Source organism: Massilia rubra, from assembly GCF_011682065.1.
GTDB classification, from domain to species: domain Bacteria; phylum Pseudomonadota; class Gammaproteobacteria; order Burkholderiales; family Burkholderiaceae_D; genus Telluria_A; species Telluria_A rubra.
In genome coordinates, this window is sequence record NZ_VUYU01000009.1 from 157,246 (window position 1) to 178,661 (window position 21,416).

The 21,416-nt window shown below is 62.1% G+C and carries 22 protein-coding genes and 2 pseudogenes; 9 read left to right on the forward strand and 15 right to left on the reverse strand.

Features of this window, described 5'->3' with window-relative positions; translation table 11 throughout:
• Window positions 1-7 precede the first annotated feature (7 nt).
• The 8 genes from hscA to F0185_RS16310 form a co-directional block, all read right to left on the reverse strand.
• Window positions 8-1,897, reverse strand: coding sequence for a Fe-S protein assembly chaperone HscA (hscA, locus tag F0185_RS16275; RefSeq protein WP_167226105.1), 1,890 nt, complete (start codon window positions 1,895-1,897; stop codon window positions 8-10).
• 175 nt (window positions 1,898-2,072) lie between these two features.
• Window positions 2,073-2,588 (reverse strand): Fe-S protein assembly co-chaperone HscB, encoded by a 516-nt coding sequence (gene hscB / locus F0185_RS16280; RefSeq protein WP_167226107.1) that lies wholly within the window; start codon window positions 2,586-2,588, stop codon window positions 2,073-2,075.
• A gap of 22 nt (window positions 2,589-2,610) precedes the next feature.
• Window positions 2,611-2,934: an iron-sulfur cluster assembly protein IscA gene (gene iscA / locus F0185_RS16285; protein WP_166876663.1), complete on the reverse strand. Its 324-nt coding sequence runs from the start codon at window positions 2,932-2,934 to the stop codon at window positions 2,611-2,613.
• 24 nt (window positions 2,935-2,958) lie between these two features.
• Window positions 2,959-3,348, reverse strand: a complete 390-nt coding sequence (gene iscU, locus F0185_RS16290; RefSeq protein WP_099876445.1) for a Fe-S cluster assembly scaffold IscU — start codon at window positions 3,346-3,348, stop codon at window positions 2,959-2,961.
• Window positions 3,349-3,375: 27 nt separating this feature from the next.
• The gene (locus F0185_RS16295) at window positions 3,376-4,632 is read right to left on the reverse strand and encodes an IscS subfamily cysteine desulfurase (protein WP_167226109.1); all 1,257 of its coding nucleotides are present in this window, start codon (window positions 4,630-4,632) and stop codon (window positions 3,376-3,378) included.
• Window positions 4,633-4,651: 19 nt separating this feature from the next.
• Window positions 4,652-5,134 (reverse strand): Fe-S cluster assembly transcriptional regulator IscR, encoded by a 483-nt coding sequence (gene iscR / locus F0185_RS16300; protein WP_166876672.1) that lies wholly within the window; start codon window positions 5,132-5,134, stop codon window positions 4,652-4,654.
• A 180-nt stretch (window positions 5,135-5,314) separates the two neighbouring features.
• Window positions 5,315-5,941 (reverse strand): hypothetical protein, encoded by a 627-nt coding sequence (locus F0185_RS16305; RefSeq protein ID WP_167226111.1) that lies wholly within the window; start codon window positions 5,939-5,941, stop codon window positions 5,315-5,317.
• Between the two features lie 43 nt (window positions 5,942-5,984).
• Window positions 5,985-6,767 carry a uracil-DNA glycosylase family protein gene (locus tag F0185_RS16310; protein WP_167226113.1) on the reverse strand — a complete coding sequence of 261 codons (783 nt, stop codon included), beginning with the start codon at window positions 6,765-6,767 and terminating at the stop codon, window positions 5,985-5,987.
• A gap of 167 nt (window positions 6,768-6,934) precedes the next feature.
• Between F0185_RS16310 and F0185_RS16315 the strand changes: the two genes are divergently transcribed.
• A complete protein-coding gene (locus tag F0185_RS16315; RefSeq protein ID WP_167226115.1) occupies window positions 6,935-7,375 on the forward strand; it encodes a CBS domain-containing protein in 441 nt (146 codons plus the stop codon).
• Between the two features lie 428 nt (window positions 7,376-7,803).
• The gene (locus F0185_RS16320; RefSeq protein ID WP_166886391.1) at window positions 7,804-8,016 is read left to right on the forward strand and encodes a DUF2970 domain-containing protein; all 213 of its coding nucleotides are present in this window, start codon (window positions 7,804-7,806) and stop codon (window positions 8,014-8,016) included.
• 7 nt (window positions 8,017-8,023) lie between these two features.
• On the opposite strand, the gene maiA is transcribed toward F0185_RS16320, so the two are convergent.
• The 3 genes from maiA to F0185_RS16335 are packed head-to-tail and all read right to left on the reverse strand — an operon-like array spanning window position 8,024 to window position 10,241.
• Entirely contained in the window at window positions 8,024-8,668 is a 645-nt protein-coding gene (maiA, locus tag F0185_RS16325; RefSeq protein ID WP_167226117.1) for a maleylacetoacetate isomerase, read from the reverse strand.
• Window positions 8,665-9,690, reverse strand: a complete 1,026-nt coding sequence (locus F0185_RS16330; RefSeq protein ID WP_167226119.1) for a fumarylacetoacetate hydrolase family protein — start codon at window positions 9,688-9,690, stop codon at window positions 8,665-8,667. The genes maiA and F0185_RS16330 overlap by 4 nt, the downstream gene beginning before the upstream one ends.
• Window positions 9,691-9,698: 8 nt before the next feature.
• A complete protein-coding gene (locus F0185_RS16335) occupies window positions 9,699-10,241 on the reverse strand; it encodes a VOC family protein (protein WP_167226121.1) in 543 nt (180 codons plus the stop codon).
• An 87-nt stretch (window positions 10,242-10,328) separates the two neighbouring features.
• Between F0185_RS16335 and F0185_RS16340 the strand changes: the two genes are divergently transcribed.
• The 5 genes from F0185_RS16340 (at window position 10,329) to F0185_RS16360 (ending at window position 15,366) form a co-directional block, all read left to right on the forward strand.
• Entirely contained in the window at window positions 10,329-11,261 is a 933-nt protein-coding gene (locus F0185_RS16340) for a LysR family transcriptional regulator (RefSeq protein WP_167226123.1), read from the forward strand.
• A 127-nt stretch (window positions 11,262-11,388) separates the two neighbouring features.
• A complete protein-coding gene (locus F0185_RS16345; RefSeq protein ID WP_167226125.1) occupies window positions 11,389-11,958 on the forward strand; it encodes a gamma-glutamylcyclotransferase in 570 nt (189 codons plus the stop codon).
• Between the two features lie 677 nt (window positions 11,959-12,635).
• Complete coding sequence (locus F0185_RS16350) at window positions 12,636-14,225, forward strand: hypothetical protein (RefSeq protein ID WP_167226127.1); 1,590 nt, start codon at window positions 12,636-12,638, stop codon at window positions 14,223-14,225.
• A 29-nt stretch (window positions 14,226-14,254) separates the two neighbouring features.
• Window positions 14,255-14,719 carry a hypothetical protein gene (locus F0185_RS16355; protein ID WP_167226129.1) on the forward strand — a complete coding sequence of 155 codons (465 nt, stop codon included), beginning with the start codon at window positions 14,255-14,257 and terminating at the stop codon, window positions 14,717-14,719.
• A gap of 101 nt (window positions 14,720-14,820) precedes the next feature.
• Complete coding sequence (locus tag F0185_RS16360; RefSeq protein WP_187362557.1) at window positions 14,821-15,366, forward strand: FxDxF family PEP-CTERM protein; 546 nt, start codon at window positions 14,821-14,823, stop codon at window positions 15,364-15,366.
• A 434-nt stretch (window positions 15,367-15,800) separates the two neighbouring features.
• Here the strand turns inward: F0185_RS16360 and F0185_RS16365 are convergent.
• Window positions 15,801-16,163: pseudogene (locus F0185_RS16365) on the reverse strand (PA0069 family radical SAM protein); the annotation flags it as partial.
• Window positions 16,164-16,490: 327 nt separating this feature from the next.
• Between F0185_RS16365 and F0185_RS35465 the strand changes: the two are divergent.
• Window positions 16,491-17,030 (forward strand): annotated as a pseudogene (locus tag F0185_RS35465) (class I SAM-dependent methyltransferase); the annotation flags it as partial.
• Window positions 16,961-17,308: a PaaI family thioesterase gene (locus tag F0185_RS16370; RefSeq protein WP_370664024.1), complete on the forward strand. Its 348-nt coding sequence runs from the start codon at window positions 16,961-16,963 to the stop codon at window positions 17,306-17,308. The pseudogene F0185_RS35465 and the gene F0185_RS16370, both read left to right, overlap by 70 nt.
• 528 nt (window positions 17,309-17,836) lie before the next feature.
• On the opposite strand, the gene F0185_RS16375 is transcribed toward F0185_RS16370, so the two are convergent.
• The 3 genes from F0185_RS16375 to F0185_RS16385 form a co-directional block, all read right to left on the reverse strand.
• A complete protein-coding gene (locus F0185_RS16375; RefSeq protein WP_167226133.1) occupies window positions 17,837-18,970 on the reverse strand; it encodes a PA0069 family radical SAM protein in 1,134 nt (377 codons plus the stop codon).
• Window positions 18,971-19,075: 105 nt separating this feature from the next.
• Entirely contained in the window at window positions 19,076-19,756 is a 681-nt protein-coding gene (locus tag F0185_RS16380) for a tRNA-uridine aminocarboxypropyltransferase (RefSeq protein WP_167226135.1), read from the reverse strand.
• Entirely contained in the window at window positions 19,753-21,333 is a 1,581-nt protein-coding gene (locus F0185_RS16385) for a methyl-accepting chemotaxis protein (RefSeq protein WP_167226137.1), read from the reverse strand. The genes F0185_RS16380 and F0185_RS16385 overlap by 4 nt, the downstream gene beginning before the upstream one ends.
• Window positions 21,334-21,416 lie beyond the last annotated feature (83 nt).

Genomic DNA, 21,416 nt, shown 5'->3' on the forward strand with positions numbered 1-21,416 from the left:
GGGGTGTTCAGACTTCGTCGAGCGTTTTGCCGGCCAGCGCGCTGCGCACGCTCTGGTCCATGCGGCGCGACGCGAATTCTTCGGTGCCGTGGGCCAGCGCGTCGACCGCGGCGTGCAGGGCAACTTGTTTTGCCGCCGGCTCGCTGTCGTCGATATTCGATGCGGCCAGTGCGGCACGCACGCCGTCCATCAGCGTGTCTACCGAGCCGCGTTCGTCGGCGGAGAGCAGCGCGGCGTCGCCATCGAGGGCCGACTGCGTGGCCAGCAGGATGCGCTCGGCCTCGACCTGTTCTTCGCGCAGCGCGCGCAGCACCATGTCGCCTTGCGCCGAGGTGTACGAATCCTGCAGCATGCGCGCCACTTCATCGTCGGCCAGGCCGTACGATGGCTTGACCGTGATCGACGCTTCCACGCCGGAACGCGTTTCGCGCGCCGCCACCGACAGCAGGCCATCGGCATCGACCTGGTAAGTAATGCGGATGCGCGCGGCGCCGGCCACCATGGGGGGAATGCCGCGCAGCTCGAAGCGCGCCAGCGAACGGCAATCGGACACCAGTTCGCGCTCGCCCTGCAGCACGTGCACCGCCAGCGCGGTCTGGCCATCCTTGAAGGTGGTGAATTCCTGCGCGCGGGCGCACGGAATGGTCGAATTGCGCGGGATGATTTTTTCGACCAGGCCGCCCATGGTTTCGATGCCGAGCGAGAGCGGAATGACGTCGAGCAGCAGCCAGTCGTCACCGGCGGCGCGGTTACCGGCCAGCAGGTTGGCCTGGATCGCGGCGCCCAGCGCCACCACTTTATCGGGATCGATGTTCGCGTGCGGGATGGTCTTGAAAAATTCGGTGACCGCGCGCCGCACGTGCGGCATGCGGGTGGCGCCGCCGACCATCACCACGCCATCGACATCGTCGACCGACACGGAAGCATCGCGCATGGCTTTTTTGATCGCGGTCATGGTCTTGTTGACCAGGTGCTTGGTGATGTCGGCAAAGACTTCAGCGCTGATTTTCACCTGCACGATCTCGCCGGAGTTGAGGATGGCGTCGACGGTGGTGTCGACGTTGGTCGACAACAGTTCCTTGGCCTGGCGCGCCTTGACCATCAGGACGGCCGTGTCTTCGTCCGACAAGGGGGCCAGCCTGGCTTGTTCGCAGATCCAGCAGAACAGGCGGTGATCGAAATCGTCGCCGCCCAGGGCCGAATCGCCCCCCGTGGAAAGCACTTCGAACACGCCCTTGGACAGCTTGAGGATCGAAATATCGAAAGTGCCGCCGCCAAGGTCGTAGACGGCGAACACGCCTTCGGAGCCGTGGTCGAGCCCGTAGGCGATCGCCGCCGCGGTCGGTTCGCTCAGGAGGCGCAGCACGTTCAGGCCGGCCAGCTGGGCCGCGTCCTTGGTGGCCTGGCGCTGGGCGTCGTCGAAATAGGCGGGCACGGTGATGACCGCGCCGACCAGTTCGTCGCCGAGCGAGTCTTCGGCGCGCTGGCGCAAGGTGGCGAGGATCTGGGCCGAGATTTCAACCGGGCTTTTGATGCCGGCCACGGTCTTGATCTGCACCATGCCGGGCGAATCCTGGAAATCGTAAGGCAGGTTTTCGGCGTAGGCGATGTCGGCCAGGCCGCGCCCCATGAAGCGCTTGACCGAGACGATGGTGTTCTTGGGGTCGGTGGTCTGGTGGGCCTGGGCCTTGTAGCCGATGTTGGCGTGACCGTTCGGCAGGTAGCGCACGATGGACGGCAGCAGCGGACGGCCCTCTTCGTCACTCAACACTTCGGGACTGCCGCTGCGCACGGTGGCGACCAGCGAATTGGTGGTGCCCAGGTCGATGCCGATGGCCAGCCGATGCTGGTGCGGCGCGGTCGACATGCCGGGTTCTGAGATTTGCAAAAGTGCCATGTGATTACCGATTTCTTATTATGTGCGAATGCTCACGTCGTTCCCGGCAATGCCGGAACCGACTTCCCGCATGCGCGGAAATAGATGGCACCTATGCTCGCAGGTGCTATGGATTCCCGCCTGCGCGGGAACGACGTGATAGTGGCCCGCCTGGCGCAAGCGCTCAAAGGCGTGGCTATTGCTCAAGCGCGTCGAAGGCAAAGCTGAGTTCTTCACCGAATTTTTCCAAAAACATCAGCGCCCTCACCCCCTGCGCCGCTTGCTCGTAATCGCCCGCGTCAAGCTGCCCGCCGATCTGGACCAGGCGCGATTTGCGCTCCTGCTTGACCTGCTCGTCGAGTTCTTCCAGCGCGCCGAGATCCTTGCCCGCGCGCGCGTCGCCGAGCGCCTCGCGCCATTCCATCTGCTGCATCAGGAACGCCATCGGCATGGCCGTGTTCGATTCCGTCTGCAAATCGACGCCGTTCTGCTCGCACAGATACTGCGCGCGCTTCTGCGGATTTTTCAGGGTCTGGTAAGCCTCGTTGGCACGCGTGGCCCATTGCATGGCGACCCGTTTTTCGGCGTCGGTGGCGTTGACGAAGCGGTCGGGGTGGACCTGGCCCTGGACGTCGCGGTAGGCGGCGTCGAGGGCGCCCGTGTCGAGCGAGAAACGGGGCGGCAGGTTGAAGAGATCGAAGTGATTCTGCATGGGTGCGGCTACCTGACCGCGGTCAGATGCGGAAGCTTTCGCCGCAACCGCACTCGTCCTTGACGTGCGGATTGTTGAAGCGGAAGCCTTCGTTCAAGCCCTCGCGCGTGAAGTCGAGCTCGGTACCGTCGATGTACGGCAGGCTTTTCGGGTCGACAAAGACCTTCACGCCATGCGACTCGAAGACATTGTCTTCGGCCGCCGCTTCATCGACATATTCGAGCTTGTAGGCCAGGCCCGAGCAGCCCGTGGTGCGCACGCCAAAACGCAATCCAACACCCTTGCCGCGACGTTCAATAAAGCGGTTGATGTGCTTGGCTGCTTTTTCGGTCAGTGTGATTGCCATGTTTCCCTCCGCGTGTGACTGCGCTTAAGCGACAGCCGGATGCTTGGTCTTGTAGTCCAACACGGCCGCCTTGATCGCGTCTTCCGCCAGGATCGAGCAGTGAATCTTGACCGGCGGCAGTGCCAGCTCTTCGGCGATCTGGGTATTCTTGATCGACAGCGCCTGGTCCAGGGTCTTGCCCTTGACCCATTCGGTCACCAGCGACGACGAGGCAATCGCCGAGCCGCAGCCGTAGGTCTTGAATTTGGCGTCTTCGATCAGGCCATCGGCGCCGACCTTGATTTGCAATTTCATCACGTCGCCGCAGGCCGGCGCGCCGACCATGCCGGTGCCGATCGTTTCGTCGCCCTTGTCGAAGGCGCCGACGTTACGTGGATTTTCGTAGTGGTCCAACACTTTGTCCGAGTATGCCATGGTAAAACTCCTGAATATTCAATACGGTTAGTGGGCTGCCCATTGGATCGAACTGATGTCGATGCCTTCTTTGAACATGTCCCACAGCGGCGACAGTTCGCGCAGCTTGTGGACTTTCGACTTGAGCAGGTCCACTGCGAAGTCGATGTCGGCTTCGGTCGAAAAACGGCCGATGGTAAAGCGGATCGAGCTGTGCGCGAGCTCGTCGCTGCGGCCCAGCGCGCGCAGCACGTACGATGGTTCCAGGCTGGCCGAGGTGCAGGCCGAGCCGGACGACACGGCGATATCCTTGATCGCCATGATCAGCGATTCGCCCTCGACGTAATTGAAGCTCACGTTCAGGTTGTGCGGCACGCGGTGTTCCATGTCGCCATTGATATAGACTTCTTCTATCTCTTGCAGGCCCTTGGCGAGGCGGTCGCGCAGGGCGGTCACGCGCGTCAGTTCGCTGTCCATCTCTTCTTTTGCGATGCGGAACGCTTCGCCCATGCCGACGATCTGGTGGGTCGCCAGGGTGCCCGAACGCAAGCCGCGCTCGTGACCGCCGCCGTGCATCTGCGCTTCGAGGCGCACGCGCGGCTTGCGCCGCACGTACAGGGCGCCGATCCCTTTCGGACCGTAAGTCTTGTGCGCGGTAAAGGTCATCAGGTCAACCTTGCTGTTGGCCAGGTCGATCTGCACCTTGCCGGTCGCTTGCGCGGCGTCGCAGTGGAAAATGATGCCTTTCGAGCGGCACAGCGCAGCCAGTTCTTCGATCGGCTGGATCACGCCGATTTCGTTGTTGACCAGCATGACCGACACCAGGATCGTGTCCGGGCGGATCGCCGCTTCGAGCTGGGCGACCGTGATCAGGCCATTGTCTTGCGGCTCGAGGTAGGTGGCGTCGAAACCGACGCGTTCGAGTTCGCGCACGGTGTCGAGCACGGCTTTATGCTCGGTCTTGACGGTGATGATGTGCTTGCCCTTGGTCTTGTAGAACTGGGCCGCGCCCTTGATCGCCAGGTTGTTGCTTTCGGTCGCGCCGGAAGTCCAGATGATCTCGCGCGGATCGGCGCCGACCAGCGCGGCGACGTGCACGCGCGCTTCCTCGACCGCCGCTTCCGCGGTCCAGCCGTACATGTGGCTGCGCGACGCCGGATTGCCGAACTGCTCGCGCAGGTAAGGAATCATTTTGTCCGCGACCCTCGGATCGATCGGCGTGGTCGCCGAATAGTCCATGTAGATCGGGAAATGCGGGGCAGTCACGAAAGTCTGCTCGAGGTTTTTGTCCAAAGGCGCGTTCATCAAATCACTCCAATATGCTTCAATTTTGTCCGACGGCGGCGTGCGGCCGGTGTACGTGCACGACGTTTTGTTCAGAATTCTTTTGCTTTTGCTGGTCGACCAGGTCTTGCAGCGAGACCGAATCGAGATAGTCGACCATCTTTTCGTTGAGCGTGGCCCACAGTTCGTGGGTCATGCAGCGGGTGCCGGTGGCCGCATCGGCGCCGTGGCAATTTTCTTTGCCGCCGCACTGGGTCGCGTCGAGCGGCTCGTCGACGGCGATGATGATGTCGGCGACCGTCACTTTGTCGGCGCGGCGGGCCAGGCTGTAGCCGCCGCCGGGACCGCGAATCGATTCGACGATCTCGTGACGGCGCAGCTTGCCGAACAATTGCTCCAGATACGAGAGCGAAATGGCCTGGCGCTGGCTGATGCCCGACAGCGTGACGGGACCCTTGCCCTGTCGCAGGGCAAGATCGATCATCGCAGTTACAGCAAAACGGCCTTTTGTGGTCAGACGCATCACAATCCCGGTCACAGTGGTAAAATATTGCCTCGTTTCAATCAACACAGGTCGATGCGGACTGCATGAAAGACCTGATTACTTGATCGAATTAGTCAAGTATACCAAAGATGGGACGTCTTGTCTTGCAACGTCCATTTTGCCCGCCCATGGCGGCGGGGGCGCGCGGCGCCCGGCGGCTTACTGCGACTTGGCGCAATCGCCGGACTCGGTCAGCGCGACGGGAATCACTTTTGCTTTTCCACCTGACATGTCGATCCGGCCCAGCCGCAGCGCGCACCGGTCGGGGCCCACCTCGGTCTCGATTTCATAATCGGTGCCCTGCTCTGGAACGAAGGAAGCGGTCGGGAAACGGCAGACAAAGTCTGTGGACCGGATGCCGGACACATACCCGGCCTGGAGCGCGACAGGCTGGCCAGGGATCAGCGCATATTCCCTGTAGAACCCTTGACTCAACCACCTCCCCGTGCGCGTCTTCATCGCTTCCAAGGTGGGCGTTTCCGGAATGCCGATCGAGACTGAGGTCTTGCTGCGGAAGATAGCGTTCGATCTGCCGGCACCGCTGGACGCAATCACGCCGTCACCCTCCGGGCAAGTCCGGTTGCGGTAGAAGCGCACGTCCACCTGGGCGTCGTCGATGATGCGGATGCGCGTGTGCAAGCGGGCTTTGCGGGCGGAGCGGGCCGCCGGGGTCGCTTGCTCGGCCGGCGTCGCCTGCTCGCCCGGCGCGGCCGCATCCTGGGCCGCGCTGGCAAAGCCGGCGCATCCCATACTTACTAAGCTGACTGCCAGCAAGAGCTTGTTCATGTCACACCTTCCTTAAAGGCAGGCTAGCAACAAGCCCTGCAGGTCACGACCCAGCGGCGCGCAGCAAATGCATCGGCCCGAACAGCGCTTGCATCCCAGCGTGCTGGATAAACGACAAATTATACGGATGCTCCGAGCTCAATTGCGGAAAACTCTTAGTTTCCGGCAATTTCTGGAGTTGCTCCGCAATTTTGCCCCACAAAACCAGGGTTGGCTTGGGTTCGCGGCCCGCCAGCGCCGCCATGACGGTTTGCAGGAACGGCAGCCAGGCGCGCGCATCGATCACCGGCGGCACGTGCGCACGGAACACCAGTGAGGCGTTGAGCAGCAGAAAGCCCTGGCGGGTCAGATTGTGCTGCAATTCGGCCAGGGTCTGGATGCTGCCGCTATCGGCCGCCGCCGCCGCAGCGGCCACCGGCGCCAGCGCCGCGCCCCCGGTGTCGTCGGCGTTCAACTGGCCATCGGCCACCAGCAGCAGTTTCATGAAATTGCGCAGCGAGGTCGCCTTGTTGACAGGCTTGGACAGCCCGCTCTCGCACCACAGTTTGCCGACAGCGCCATCCATGAAGCAGACGCCGGTCGCACTCTCGGCGCGCGGATACGGCCCCTCGCCGACCAGCACATAGCGCACCTGCTCGAGCGGCAGGGCAAAGGCGGCGAACAGGCGCTGTTCGGTCGGCAGGTAGGTGTCGGCGGCCAGGGTCGGCAGGTACAGCGGCTCGGCGCGCATGACCGCTTCGAGCCCCTGGCGCAGGACGGGCTGCCAGGACAGGTCGGCACGCGAAACGGCGTCGAGGATGGCGGGAGGAATGGGTTGGACGGACATCGGAACCTGCCGGTAAAAGGAAGGATTGTAGCCGACAGCGGTCCCGGCGCCGCGCCGAAAGATGCAATTTCAACCACGCGGCCCTTTTTTGGGAAACAGTGCATGATGCTGCCAACCCGATTGGGATGATGTAGTAACAACTAACCTGTTCAGCTTTGGAGACTCATATGCAAACCATTCAAGATGTCATGACCCGCGATGTTCAACAAGTTTCGCCGGAAGACAGCGTGCACCGCGCTGCACAGATCATGAAAGAATTCAATATCGGCTCCGTGCCGGTCGTCGACGGCGGCAAGCTGGTCGGCATGATCACCGACCGCGACATCACCGTGCGCTCCACCGCCGCCGGCAAAGCGCCGGAAACGAGCCGCGTGGGCGATTCGATGAGCACCGAAGTGCGCACCTGCTACGCGACCCAGTCGGTCGACGACGTGCTGACCCAGATGGGCGACGTGCAAATCCGCCGGGTACCGGTCGTGGACCAGCAATCGCACTCGCTCGTTGGCATTGTGTCGCTGGGCGACATGGCAACCAAGCAAACGACCGGCATCGGCCAGGCCTTGCAAGAAATTTCATCGCCAACCGACGCTGCCGCAAAAGCAAAATAAGCCAGGTTGACGCTTGCCGTGGGCGGAGCCGTGCGCCTCGCCACGGCAACACCCGCGCCGACGCCGATACGCACGCGCCTGGCTCGGTAAAGTACGCTTTAGCGCCAGCGACGTGCGCCGCTCCCCCCCCCTCCCCAACATCACGCCGCACTGCACCCCAATTCCTTCGAGCGCCCCGGCCCGGCAGGATGCACTTAGGCATGCCGCCGCCCTGGCGCAGTCAATCGAGCACGCTTGATCATACTTGTTCTCCCGGCATGGCGAGCGCAATCGGCTCACCTCTGTATAGGACCGCACCGGTGCCGGCTTGGTTCCCGGGTTTTGATATGGTCTTGCGCGCCGATCTGCTCCTGTTGCGCGCACGGCGCAGCGGCTATGCTCGACGGAATCGGGGCGCTTGCCTCGCGCCTTATCGAAAGGGGAATAACATGCTTGACAAGAATCCTGTCCAGGCGACCGAACGGTCTTTTTTCGCGACCCTGGCGGCGATCGCCTGGTCGTTCGTCGGCCTGCGCCGCAAATCGGATTTCGACCGCGACGTGACCGCGCTCAATCCCGTATATGTAATCCTGGCCGGCCTGATCGGGGTGGCGCTGCTGATCGCCACCTTGGTCGGCGTGGTGGCCTTCGCCACCCGTTGAGCACGCCTTACTCGGCGTCGGGCTGGCGCGCCGGATGCGCCTCGGCGAACGCCGGCAAGGCCGCGCACATGGCGTCGATGCGGGCAATGGTGGGATACGGCGCCAGATCCACATGGAAACGGCGCGCGTTGAACACTTGCGGCACCAGGCAGCAGTCGGCCATGGTCGGCGTATCGCCGTGGCAAAAACGCCCGGTGTCGCGCGAATTGGCCAGATGCGCCTCGAGCGCGGCCATGCCCTCGCGCAGCCAATGCACATACCACTCGGTCTTGGCTTCTTCCGACAAGCCGACCTGATGCACCAGATGGCGCAGCACGCGCAGATTGGTCAGCGGATGGATGTCGCACGCCACCATCAGCGCCAGCGAGCGCACGCGCGCCCGGCCCAGCGCGTCGCGCGGCAGCAGGGGCACTTGCGGATGCACCTCTTCCAGGTATTCCAGGATCGCAATCGACTGCGTCAGGGTGGCGCCCTTGTCCTGCAAGCTCGGCACCAGCCCGCTCGGATTGATGGCCAGGTATTCGGGCGCCAGTTGCTCGCCGCCATTGCGCAGCAGATGCACGGGAATGGCCTCGTAACCGACCCCTTTCAGGTTCAGCGCGATGCGCACCCGGTACGCCGCCGAACTGCGGAAATAGGTGTACAGCTTCATGGCTGGCGCTCCTGGTAGACGGTCACGGTCTGGTCGATGGCGCCGAAGATGCTGGCCCCGGCGGCATCGAACATTTCGATACGCACGCTGTCGCCGAATTTGAGGAACGACGTTTTGGGTGCGCCATGCTCGATGGTTTCGTACATGCGCACTTCGGCCAGGCAGCAGTAGCCGACCCCGCCATTGTCGATGCTCGACCCGTGCAGGTTGCCCTGCTTGTTCGATACCGTGCCCGAGCCGATGATGGTGCCGGCCGCCAGTTCGCGCGTCTTGGCCGCATGCGCCACCAGTTGCGCGAAGTTGAAGGTCATGTCGTCGCCCGCGTTCGGCTTGCCGAAGGGCTTGTTGTTGATCCGCACGTTCAGCGGCAGGCGCAACTTGGTCTCTTGCCAGGCGTCGCCCAGTTCGTCGGGCGTGACGCACACCGGCGAAAACGCGCTGGCCGCTTTCGACTGGAAGAAACCGAAGCCCTTGAGCAATTCGTTCGGAATCAGGTTGCGTAGCGACACGTCGTTGACCAGCATCACCAGGCGCACGGCCGCGGCGCTGCGCTCGATGCTCGCCCCCATCGGCACGTCGCCCGTGATGACGGCCACTTCCGCTTCGAGGTCGATGCCCCACTCCTCGGACAGCGCATAAATCGGGTCGCGCGGGCCGATGAAGGAATCCGAACCACCCTGGTACATCAGCGGATCGGTGTAGAACGATGCCGGAACCTCGGCGTTGCGCGCTTTTCGAACCAGTTCGACGTGGTTGATATAGGCCGAACCGTCGGCCCACTGGTAGGCGCGCGGCAACGGCGAATGGCACAGGGCCTGGTCGAAGGGCTGAGCGTCCCAGGTCGCGTTCTCGTTCAGGGAGGCGTAGACGCCCTGCAAGCGTTCGACCACATCATCCCAGTTGTCGAGCGCGAACTGCAAGGTAGCGGCGATCTTGGGAACCTTCTGGTAGCGCGACAGGTCGCGGCTGACGACGACCAGCGCGCCATCACGCCCGCCTGTTTTTAGTGTTGCAAGTTTCATGTGTGCCTTTAGTGGTGGTCCGCTGCGGGTTTTTCGTGCATCCAGGCAGCATGCTTCGGCGCCTTGCGGGTTTGCGACCACTCGTTGAGCATGTCCCATTTGACGGCGTCGAGCTGTTGCTGCATGTCGGGCGTGGCCGTGTTGACGGCCAGTTCCAGGCGGTGTCCGTTCGGATCGAAGAAATAGATCGACTTGAAGATGGTGTGGTTGGTCGGCCCGATGACCTCGATGCCGTCCGCTTCGAGGCGCGTCTTGGCAGCGAGCAATTCATCCATGGAGCCGACTTCCAGGGCCAGGTGCTGGACCCAGGCCGGGGTGTTCTCGTCGCGGCCCATCGGCGCCTGGCTCGGCAGCTCGAAAAAGGCCAGCACATTGCCCATGCCGGCATCGAGGAAAACGTGCATGTACGGGTCGGGCGCGCCGGTCGACGGCACCTGGTCTTCGGCAATGGCCAGCACGAAGTCCATGTTGAGGTACTTCACGTACCACTCGACTGTCTCTTTGGCATCCTTGCAGCGGTAGGCTACGTGGTGAATCCTGGTGATTTTCATGCTCGCTCCCCTGTTGATTGTTCTATTAGAGTGCAAAACGAACTATCATTCAAACAATATTTTCAACGCGACTTATCAGATAAACCTATGAATCCCACCTTGCGCCAGATGCGCGCTCTTGTCGCGCTTGCCAAGACGGGCAGTTTCACCCTGGCGGCCGAGTATTTGCACGTGACCCAGGCGGCGCTGTCGGGCCTGATCAAAGAGCTGGAACTGACCCTCGGCGTGCGCGTGGTCGACCGCAGCACGCGCCGGATTGCCCTGACCGAGGTCGGACGCGAGCTGACGCCCCTGTTTTCCAAGATGATCGACGACCTCGACGGCGCACTGCTCGATATCGCCAGCCAGACGCGGCTGAAAAAGGGGGTGGTGCGGATTGCGGCGCCGCAATTGATGTCGTGTACCCTGCTGCCGCAAGTCATCGCCGCTTACCGCAAGATGTATCCGGAAATCCAGGTCCGCCTGGTCGATTGCGCGGTCGAGAACGTGACGGCGCGCGTGTTCAGCGGCGAGGTCGACTGCGGCATCGGCCCGGAGCGCGATCCGACCGCGCAGATCGAGGCGACGGTGCTGTTCGAGATGCCCTTCGTGCTGGTGTTTCCGCAGCAGCACGCGCTGGAGCAGCGCGAACGGGTGACCTGGTCGGACCTGGCGGCGCACCCCTTCATTTCGCTGCAAGGGCAGTTCACCGAGCGCCTGCTGAGCGACATGCATCATTCGCTGCGCGATGTACCGCTCAATCCCGTCAACGAAGTCACCTTCATGACCACCGCGCTGGCGATGGTCAGCGCCGGCCTGGGCGTGACCGTGTGCCTGCCGTATGCGGAGCCGCTGGTGCGCCTGCACCAGTTGCACATGCGCCAGCTGCACGAGCCGGAACTGACGCGGCGTTTTTTTGTGTACACGCGCGACAAACGCTCGCTCTCGCCGGCGGCCGACAGTTTTATCGCCTTCCTGTTCAAGTTCGTCGAGTCGCACGACTGGAATATTCCGCTGGTGAATGCTCAGCCGGCGCCGTAGACAGCGGATGGGTGCGGGCCGCCGGCCGCGAGCGAGCCCGCAGTGCCGGAGGCGGTGCCCGGGCCCACCGCCGCACCGATGGCGAACCGCCCCTATAATTGATGCTCGCTTCCAACGGAACCTGCCCATGTCCTTTAACACCATCGCCATCAACCAGCGCATGGATCAATTCGACGGCCACCATCGCGTGTGGCTGTTCGGCTACGGCTCGCTGATCTTCAAGGCGGACTTTCCGTACATCGAGCGCCGGCCGGCCACCATTCGCAATTGGACCCGGCGCTTCTGGCAAGGTTCCCACGATCACCGTGGCACGGAAACGGCGCCAGGCCGCGTCGCCACCCTGGTGGCCCAGCCGGGGGCCGTCACCGCCGGCATGGCGTACCTGATCACCCCCGAAGTGTTCACCCACCTGGACCACCGCGAAAAGAACGGCTACCTGCGCCTGGCGATCGAGATCCGCTTCGACGATGGCAGCAGCGAGCTGGGCCTGGTGTACATCGCCACCGAAGACAATGCAGCCTTCCTCGGCGAAGCCAGCGAGCGCGATATCGCCCATCAAATCGCGCGCTCGCACGGCCCGAGCGGCGCCAACCGCGACTACCTGATCGAGCTGGCGCACGCGCTGCGCGAACTGGGCATGGAAGACGCGCATGTGTTCGACATCGAACGCTATCTATCTGAGATAAGTGATTCATAAACGCGGTGAAGAATCAGGAAAAAATGCCTCAGCGACTTAAGGTGCGCTGCTGAGCGAAAGTGCAATCAACCGATCAAGATCTCTGTAAGCAAGCCGGACAATACCGTTGCGACCAGGTTCCTCGTCGCGATACGCCACGATTCTCACGGATTCCTTACGCGCTACCGTTGCCGCGTTCCAGTTGATGCGCAAGCCACGCATGCTTTTGCGCACATGCGAATTGCCCGGGTTACCCCCGCTGCTTCCGCCCCCCTCGTCGCGAGAATACGTCGCAACAACGATCTCCGGCGCGATGAATTCAGTCCTGAAAACGGCACCATTGCTCCAATCATTCGCTGCTTGTTGTTTTTGGCCAACGAATCGCAAGATGCGGCGTCAGCATCTGACAAGTGTCAAAAAAATATTAAATATTTATCAACGCTGGGATATTGTTAACAGGCAAATCCGCCGCACAGCGGTATGAGCCCCGAGCTTGCTGCGGCCCTTACAGCCCTGGGCAACGAAACGTGACCATGGCAACAGGGTTGCCATGATTTTTTGGCGATTGACCAATAGGAGAGATCTTCATGCATGTTCGGGGCACATTTGGATATGGCCGTCGCCAGCTTGAGACGAGCCGCCTGGCTCGGCTCGTTGGCGTCGGGGCACTCTGTTTGTTCGGCGTTTTAGGTTTGGCTGTGAACGAAGCCAAAGCCGACACCAAGGGAAAGGTGTTGTACGGAAAGCTGACATATGACCGGGTACCGTCGACGCCGGAGAACGGACTTAACTACAGCGCGGTTGTGCAAAAGCCCATTCGCAACGTGCGGGTGGTGCTGGTCGAATACAGCAAAGAGGGCGGCGCGAACACGGAACTCGCGGTCACCACCTCAGGCGAAGACGGGAGCTACAGCTTTCCGGTGCCCGATCTGGTTACACGGGTCAGGGTCCGGGCGTACGCCGAGACGACCAATCCGCCATTGCGGGTTCAGGACAACACCAACCGCAACTCCTACTACACGCTGGAGTCCGCTGCAATTACGACCACCGCGGCGGTCACCGTCAAGGACCTGAACGCAGGCAGCGGCTGGGGAGGGTCGTCCTACACGGGCGCGCGTTCGGCTGCGCCATTTGCCAGCCTCGACACGCTCTACTCAACGGCACGCGCTTTCATGGCGGTGCGGCCCCTGGTGAATTTTCCTTTGCTGCTAATTAACTGGAGCGTCAACAATCGCCCGGAACCTGGCGATATTGCTTTGGGCCAGATCGACACGTCACACTACAACAAGGCCGTGAGCGGCATCTTCATCCTCGGCAAGGCGGATGTGGATACCGATGAATACGATACCCATGTCATGGTGCACGAGTGGGGTCATTACTTTGAAGACAAGATGGGTCGCTCGGACAGCATCGGTGGCAGTCACGCCGCTGGCAACATCATCGATCCACGGCTTGCCTTTGGCGAAGGGTGGGGAAATGCGCTGAGCGCGATGATCCTTTTTCCGGACGCGAAGTACAAGGATACCGGAGGCGTCGGCCAAGCCCGGACTACGATCGTCATCGACATGGAAACCAACGACTCCAACGATCCGAAGCCGGGTTGGTTCTCCGAAGCGTCGGTGCAATCGATGCTGTATGACTTCTTCGACCCGGCGAATGAGTCGTTTGACAACGTGGCGCTTGGACTCGGGCCGATCTACGACGTCATGACGGGAGGGCAGAAGTACACCCCCGCCGTGACTTCCATTTTTTCGTTCACCAACGCCTTGAAAGCAGTCCCCGGCACCTCGGCCTCCACGATTGCGGCAATCGACAGACTGACCTCAGAGTCGGGTATCGCTCCCATTCAAGACGCGTTTGGGACCGGCGAGACCAACGACGGCGGCAATGCGGCGAACCTGCCGCTGTTCCGGCAGATGACGGTGGACGGCGCCAGCGAGACCCTGACGTTCCTGGCCGATGTGGACAACATCAACAGGCTTGGAGCGAACCGCTACATCAGGTTCACCAGCCCTGCCGCAGGTCCGATCCAGGTCATCGGGGACTCGATCCGCGACATCGGGCTCACGCTGCTCGAAGACGGCAAGAAGATCGCCGTTGCCGACAACAATTACACCGGAACCGAGCAGTTCTCATTCGTTGCCAAGGCGAACAAGGTGTACGTCCTTACGGTACAAGGCTTCGTTATCAAATCGAGCGGCCAATACACCGCCTCGGTTCGCATCGCAAGCGGTGATATCGCGGGCAAGGCCACGATTGTCAATCAAAAAACCAAAGCGGTCCGCTAAAGCGTTCCCGTCTCCCTAAGGATGCCATCATGCAAGTGAAAATTTCAACGCTGGCGGCGGCGCTCGCCGTCGGACTAATCACCTCATTCACGGCTGCGGCCGTCGAGGGGAAGCCACATGCGCCTGTAGAAATCGTCGGAACTGTGCAAGCTCAACAAGCCACGCTGAAGATCGCCTTTGAGTCGGCTGCGCAGCAGGTCAATGTCCGCGTCTACGGCGTGGATGGCCTGACCGTGGTTGGAACCAAGTCACCCGTCATCGGCGGCACTTTCGCCGCCGGCCAAGTGATGACGCTGCTGGTCAAGTACACGCCAGGAGCGGGCACGAGCAATCTGGCGGTACAGGTCGATGGCGAGTTCGACGGCAAGCGACGTTCGAAAATCTCGTCCTTCACCGTGCAAAACGGCCGGACTGCCGTATCCAGTACGACGTCGAACACGTCGGTCGACGCGCGAGGCCGGCGGATTACCATCCTGCCAGCCGAAACCAAATAGCAAGGTGCCGGCAAGACCCGCGCTCTTGACCGGCGCTGCGGTCTTGCTTGCGCTGTCGCCCTACCACCCAATGACTTGTTAATTATCGAAAAGGAATGACCATGTTTCTGAAATCGACACTGCTCGCCCTGGCCTTTTTTGCCTTTGCATCGACCGCCCAGGCTGATTCCATTCACACCATCACCGGCGACACGACTGGCGCCGCCATCTTTACGCGACCGGTCGAGGACCTTTCCGGGTTATCGGCAATCGGCAAGGATGTCAGCTTCAACCAATTCCGATTCACGGTTTCCGCGGCGGGCGAGTACTCGTTCCTGACGACGGCGGCTTTCGACTCCTTGGTTTTCCTTTACAGCCCGAGCTTCGATCCCAGCTCGTCGCTGACGAACGCCTTGATCGGTAACGACGATCTTCTTGGTACGACCACATCGGGCTTCGTGACCAACCTGGCCGCCGACACACCTTACGTACTGGTGATTACCGGTTATGAAGGCTTCGAGTATGGCAAGTACAGCACAACGATTGGCGGGCCCGGCGCCGTCACCGTCATCGCCGTTCCCGAACCCGAGATCTATGCGCTGATGGCATTTGGCCTGGGCGTCGTTGGCTTGGCACGCCGTCGTGCGAAGTCCCTGAAATCGGCCTGAACAAGACTTACGCGCTGCGCGCGCGGAGCGACCATGACAGGGCATGCAAGTACCTGAACACCGTGGTCGGCTTTGCATCGGCATGCATGACGAGCGAATAAAAAAGCCTCGGTGAGTGCTTCACTGTAGCGTCGGCCCAGGCTGCCGATTACCCACCATTCGCTTGTCTACTTTTGCCAGTTCTGTTAACTTTTTTCACATGAGGAATGTGATCGCAATCAGATGACGACGCGGGGATCGCAAGACGATTCCCCACCTCGTCATACGGTGGCGCCGGAAGACAAGCAGGCGTGGATGGACCACGGAAATTCTGCCTGCCGTTTCCGAGACGAACGACTCAAGAAGCGCTGCCGCCTGCTGCTTGAACAGTGATGGAAGAACATGGGTCAAAGCTTTCCATTTGCCTGCCAAGACTGGGCCGGTACGAAAGCGGCCGTCCGCAAACGACGCGCCGGCGCCGCCGCGCGCGGCTCGAGCGTGTGCGAGATGGCAGGGTCGAGCGTGGTGATCGTGAGCGCCGCAATCGCCTGGTTCCTGGCCGCCATGGCCCCGATCAGGTCGATATCGCGTTCGATCAGCGAGGACTTGCTGATCAGCGCGACCGGATGCTCGCAGTCGTGCGGCACTTCCAGCACGCGCCGGGTGATGCCCAGGGCGCGCTCGCACGGCTGGTAAGCGTCGGTGTTGACGCCGAGCGCGATCGGCTCCGGCACGTAGGACGGCTTGGCCAGCTCGCGCCGCAGCAACTCGGGGGCGTTGACCTTGGCGAACAGGCGGCTTTCGAAGTCCAGCCCCGGAACGAATTGACCGTTGAACTGACGATCGAAGGCGAAGCCATCGAGAGCATCCCGCGTGGTCGGGCCTCATCGCGGCCAGCAGCCGGAGAGTCAGCACGCGCTGGCATCCCGATGTGGACCTAGAGACGGCTGTCGCCAACCCCAAGCCGATCACGAAGTATGTCTACAGGCCAGCCAAACGCTAATGCGGGGTGCATAGTCACGAAATATTTTAGAGGATGCACACAAAACATGATCACTTACATGGGATCTTATTTGCTAATATTGCAAAAACATTAAAACGAAACGCTTTGATGTGAGCAGTATTTAGATCAAAAACGGGGGACGCAAGTGTATGGCGGATGCTTGTCGCTGCAAACCATCGTGTTTGACCGGATGGAAGAATCCGAATTCCCGCCATTCATCACGGAGAAGATCTTCCCTGGTTCCATGCTGCCGCGGCAAAGGGAAATCCTGGCAGCTTCCGACCGCGTGCTTAGCCTGGTCAACGTTCGCAATGACGCGCTCGATTATGCCCGCACCTGTCAGGAATGGGTCCAGCGGATCGAGGCCGCCAAACCGGAGCTGATCACGATGGTCGGGGCGCATAAGACTAATGAATATGTCCAATACCTGCGCATGTCGGCAGCGGCATTCGAGCGGCAACAGTTCGGCTTGTTGCGCTTGAAATTCCGCTCGTACGCCAACGCATGCCCCCCGATTTCCACGGTTCTTACCGTTTTCTTTAAGAGGTTGACATGCCCGACATTCACGAAATTGCACGCGAAATCTTTGAAGCCCAGCCGTTCAGCCAATTCCTGGCGGCCAAGCTCGTCAGCACCGGGCCGACTGAAGCGGAAATCCGCATCGACATCACTGACAATCTGAAACAGCAGCACGGTTTCGTGCATGGCGGGGTGGTCAGCTACCTTGCCGACAACTCCATTACCTTCGCTGGTGGCGTAGCGCTCGGCGGCAATGCCCTGACATCCGAGTACAAGATCAACTACGTCAGACCCGCCACGGGAACGCATCTGATCGCTCGCGCCCAGGCAAAGAGCGTCGGAAAGCGCCAGGCCGTTTGCTCGGCGGAGATCTATGCGGTGCAAGACGGGGTGGAGAAAATCTGCGCTATCGCACAAGGCACCGTGGTGCGCAGTGACTAGCTCAGTAAGTGCGCATAAATTCTTGCAATTTACAGCTTCCATAAACGGCGCCTTGCTGTGTTGCCCACCGCTAGCAGTGCTCGCACTGCTAGCGGCGTGCGCCTTGCAAGGCGTCCGCTTCTGTTCGCTATAAATCACAATAATGTCTGCACACTTACTTAGCACTTGCTCGTGGACGCGGGAACTTGATCCGATCCATGCGTTCGCACAGCTAGCCAGGGTTTTATTTGAGAGTGCGTTGTGCCGGCGCGGCAGCCCTCGCCGGCACAACAATATTGAGATTCCAATGAAGCACGAAACACACGTGGCTCTAATCCACAAGCTGTTCGCCCTGCGAGAACGCGGCCGCCAACAGGACAATTCGATATTCTCTGCAACAGGCGATGATGGCGGCGCCGGGCGCATTGCGCCACGCGTGTGCCGTGTTGCCCTGCATGCGCCGGGTTGACGCACGCATGGCGCAATGCGGCCGTTGGCCTTTTACGCCCTGCACGCCTGTTGGCGTTGTTGTGCTGCTGATAGCGCAGCTTAGGAAAACAAATCCAGCTGGCCAGTGGCGTTGCCGCATTGTTTGGGCTTGGCCGGGGGAACGACGAAGGGCTTCTTGAAGCGTGACGTGTCCAGCTCGCCAAACCGCCCGCTGGTCAGGTTCATGCCCAGCCGCGCCACCGCCTTGACGAAACGCTGGCGTATCAGATCGGCCCAGACGCCCTCCCCGTGCATGCGCTTGCTGAAGTCGCTGTCGTAGTCTTTGCCGCCGCGCATCTCGCGCACCCGGTTCATCACCCGTTGCGCCCGCTCGGGAAAGTGTGCCTGCAGCCATTCCTGGAACAGGGGATTGACTTCCAATGGCAGCCGCAGCACGACATAGTGCGCGCTCACGGCCCCGGCGTCGCGCGCCGCCTCCAGCACCCGTTCGAGCTCGGGCTCGGTGACGAAGGGAATCACCGGCGCCACGCTGACCCGCACCGGGATGCCGGCGTCGGTCAGGCGCCGGATGGTGCGCAAACGCCGCGCCGGCGCCGCCGCGCGCGGCTCGAGCGTGCGCGAGATGGCAGGGTCGAGCGTGGTGATCGTGACCGCCGCAATCGCCTGGTTCCTGGCCGCCATGGCCCCGATCAGGTCGATGTCGCGCTCGATCAGCGAGGACTTGCTGATCAGCGCGACCGGATGCTCGCAGTCGTGCAGCACTTCCAGCACGCGCCGGGTGATGCCCAGCCCACGCTCGCACGGCTGGTAGGCGTCGGTGTTGACGCCGACCGCGATCGGCTCCGGCACGTAGGAAGGCCTGGCCAGCTCGCGCCGCAGCAACTCGGGCGCGTTGACCTTGGCGAACAGGCGGCTTTCGAAGTCCAGCCCCGGCGACAGGCCAAGGTAGCTGTGGGTCGGCCGCGCAAAGCAGTAAATGCAGCCGTGTTCGCACCCGCGATAGGGATTAAGCGACACATTGAAGGGAATGTCGGGCGAGGTATTGCGGCTCAGGATGGTCCTGGCGAATTCGTCGGTGACTTGGGTGCGGAACGGCGCCGGCGCGTCGTCCTCGTCGTCGGCATGCACCCAGCCGTCGTCAAACCGCTCGCGCGCATTGACCTCGTAGCGGCCCTGCAGGTTGGTGACGGCGCCGCGCCCCTTTTGCGCCGCCAGCGGGCGTGGTGGGAGCATGACGCTTTCTTCGAAGTCTTTGTCGCGATCGGTCACCGCAGCACCCATTTAACTGTATAAACATACAGTATACTACGTGGGTGATGCCGCTTTTTCAAGCAGCGTTCAAAGCCGGCCTTGATGCAGCACAAAGGTGTCGATCAAGTCATCGAAAGCGCGGCTCAACGGCAGGAACTTATCGTGATCGCCCTCGATCTCACCCAATGCGTGACAAGTCGCTTCCAGGGTCGAGAGCTGGTCAGGCGCGTGCGCCTTGCGAATGCGGTAACGCGAGGGCGGCATGTCGCTCAGCGGCAGGCGTGGCAAGGCATGCAGCAGGGGATTAAGGTACAGCATCTTGCGGCTTTTGCGCCAGGTGCCGTCGAGCACGACGAGCAGCAGTTTGCCAGGCGCCTGCAACAGCCCAGGCGGCAATGGCGGCGGCGTCGGCATGCCCAGCGAGCGGTCGTCCGGCGTGTCGGGATAGAGCAACACAGCCTGCCGGCCTTCCACGTCCAGCAGCGCGGACAGTTGCGCCGGGTCGAATACCTCGCCGGCGACCAGCGTGCTGCCGGCCACGCTCAGGTGTAGCAGGCGCGCACTGCCCTTGGCGTTGCGCACTTCCAGCGGGTGCTGCAGGATCAGCAAGCGCACATCGCTGGCGACCGGACGAATCCAGCGGCAGATGCACGCCGCCGCCGGTCGCGCGCACAGGGCGCACACGCTACGCCGGGTCGGTGCGGCTTGCCCCTGCGCAGGAGCGGGCGCCGGGTCAGCGGCGCCGCGTCGTCGCGAACCGACGCTCACCGGCCCGCCAGCGCCAGCGCGCGCCGCCCGCCCGTCAGCTGGCCGAGCTTGAACACGCCGACCACCTGCGACAGTTGCGCCGCCTGGTCCTGCATCGCCGCCGCCGCCGCCGCGGCCTGCTCGACCAGCGCCGCGTTCTGCTGGGTCACCTGGTCCATCTGGGTCACCGCCAGGTTGACCTGTTCGATGCCGTCGCGCTGCGCGTCGCTGGCGCTGGTGATGTCGTTCATGATGCGCGTCACGCGGTTGATGCTGGTCACTACTTCTTCCATCGTCTTGCCGGCCTGGTCCACCAAACGCGTGCCGTTGTCGACCTTGCTGACCGAGTCGCTGATCAATTGCTTGATCTCTTTCGCGGCCGCCGCCGAACGTTGCGCCAGGGTGCGCACTTCGGAGGCCACCACCGCAAAACCGCGCCCCTGCTCGCCGGCCCGCGCCGCTTCCACCGCCGCATTGAGCGCAAGAATATTGGTCTGAAAGGCAATCCCGTCGATCACGCCGATGATGTCGACAATCTTGGTCGACGATGCATTGATCGAACTCATGGTCGCCACCACGTCCGACACCACCGTCCCGCCACGGATCGCCACCGCGGCCGCGCTGATGGCCAACTGGTTCGCTTCGCGCGCGTTGTCGGCGTTGAGCTTGACGGTGGAGGTCAGCTGGTCCATGGCCGAAGCGGTTTCTTGCAGTGAACTGGCCTGGTCTTCGGTGCGCGAGGACAGGTCCAGGTTGCCGCTGGCAATCTCGCGCGAGGCCGTGCCGATGGCGTCGGTGCCGCCGCGTACCTCGCCCACGATATCGACCAGGCTGTCGTTCATGCGCTTGAGCGATTGCATCAATTGCCCGGTTTCGTCGCGGCTGTCGATCTCGATGCGGCTGGTCAGGTCGCCCGAGGCCACCGTTTCGGCGACCCGCACGGCAGCCCGGATCGGCCGCGTGATGGTGCCCGTGATCCATATCGCGCAGGCAATCCCGATCAGGATGGCAATCGCGCCCAGGCTGATGAGCATGGTGCGCCCGCTCGCGTACTGGGCGGCGATCGCGGCGGCGGTGCTGTCGAGCATAGCGCGCTGCTCGTCGGACAGGGTGGCCAGCGCCGCCAGGTAGGTTTCGCGTTTTTGCGCCATGTCGGTGTCGAACGTGGCGCCCGCGCCGGCCATGTCGCCGGCCGCCTTGAGCTTGAACACCTTGGCCCGCGCCGCCGTGTAGGCCTTGCGCGATTCCAGCACTTGCTCCAGCAGCGCCCTGGCGCGCGGGTGCTTGACGCTCTCGCCCAGCATGGTCTGGATCTCGGTGGCGCGCGCGGACGAGCGCTTCATCTGCTCTTCCACTTTTTTCTGCTCGGCCGGATCGCCCACCTTCCAGGCGGTGGTGGTGCGCGCGGCGTTCACTTCAATCACCTTGGCCCACTCGTCGATCAGGCGCTCGTTGCGCACGGTGTCTTTCACCATGTAGTCGGTCATCACACTGGCCTGCTGCATGCGCCATACCCCGATGCCGGTCAGGGCCACCAGGAACAACAGAACGAGGGCGAAACCGAGCGTCAGGCGGGTTCCGATACTGAGATTTTTCATGAGGGCGAAGGGCGCGGGGCCTGGATTTGACGGCGTGCCAATGCTAACACCGGCGATCTGGTATTGCGAGAACAATTTTTCCC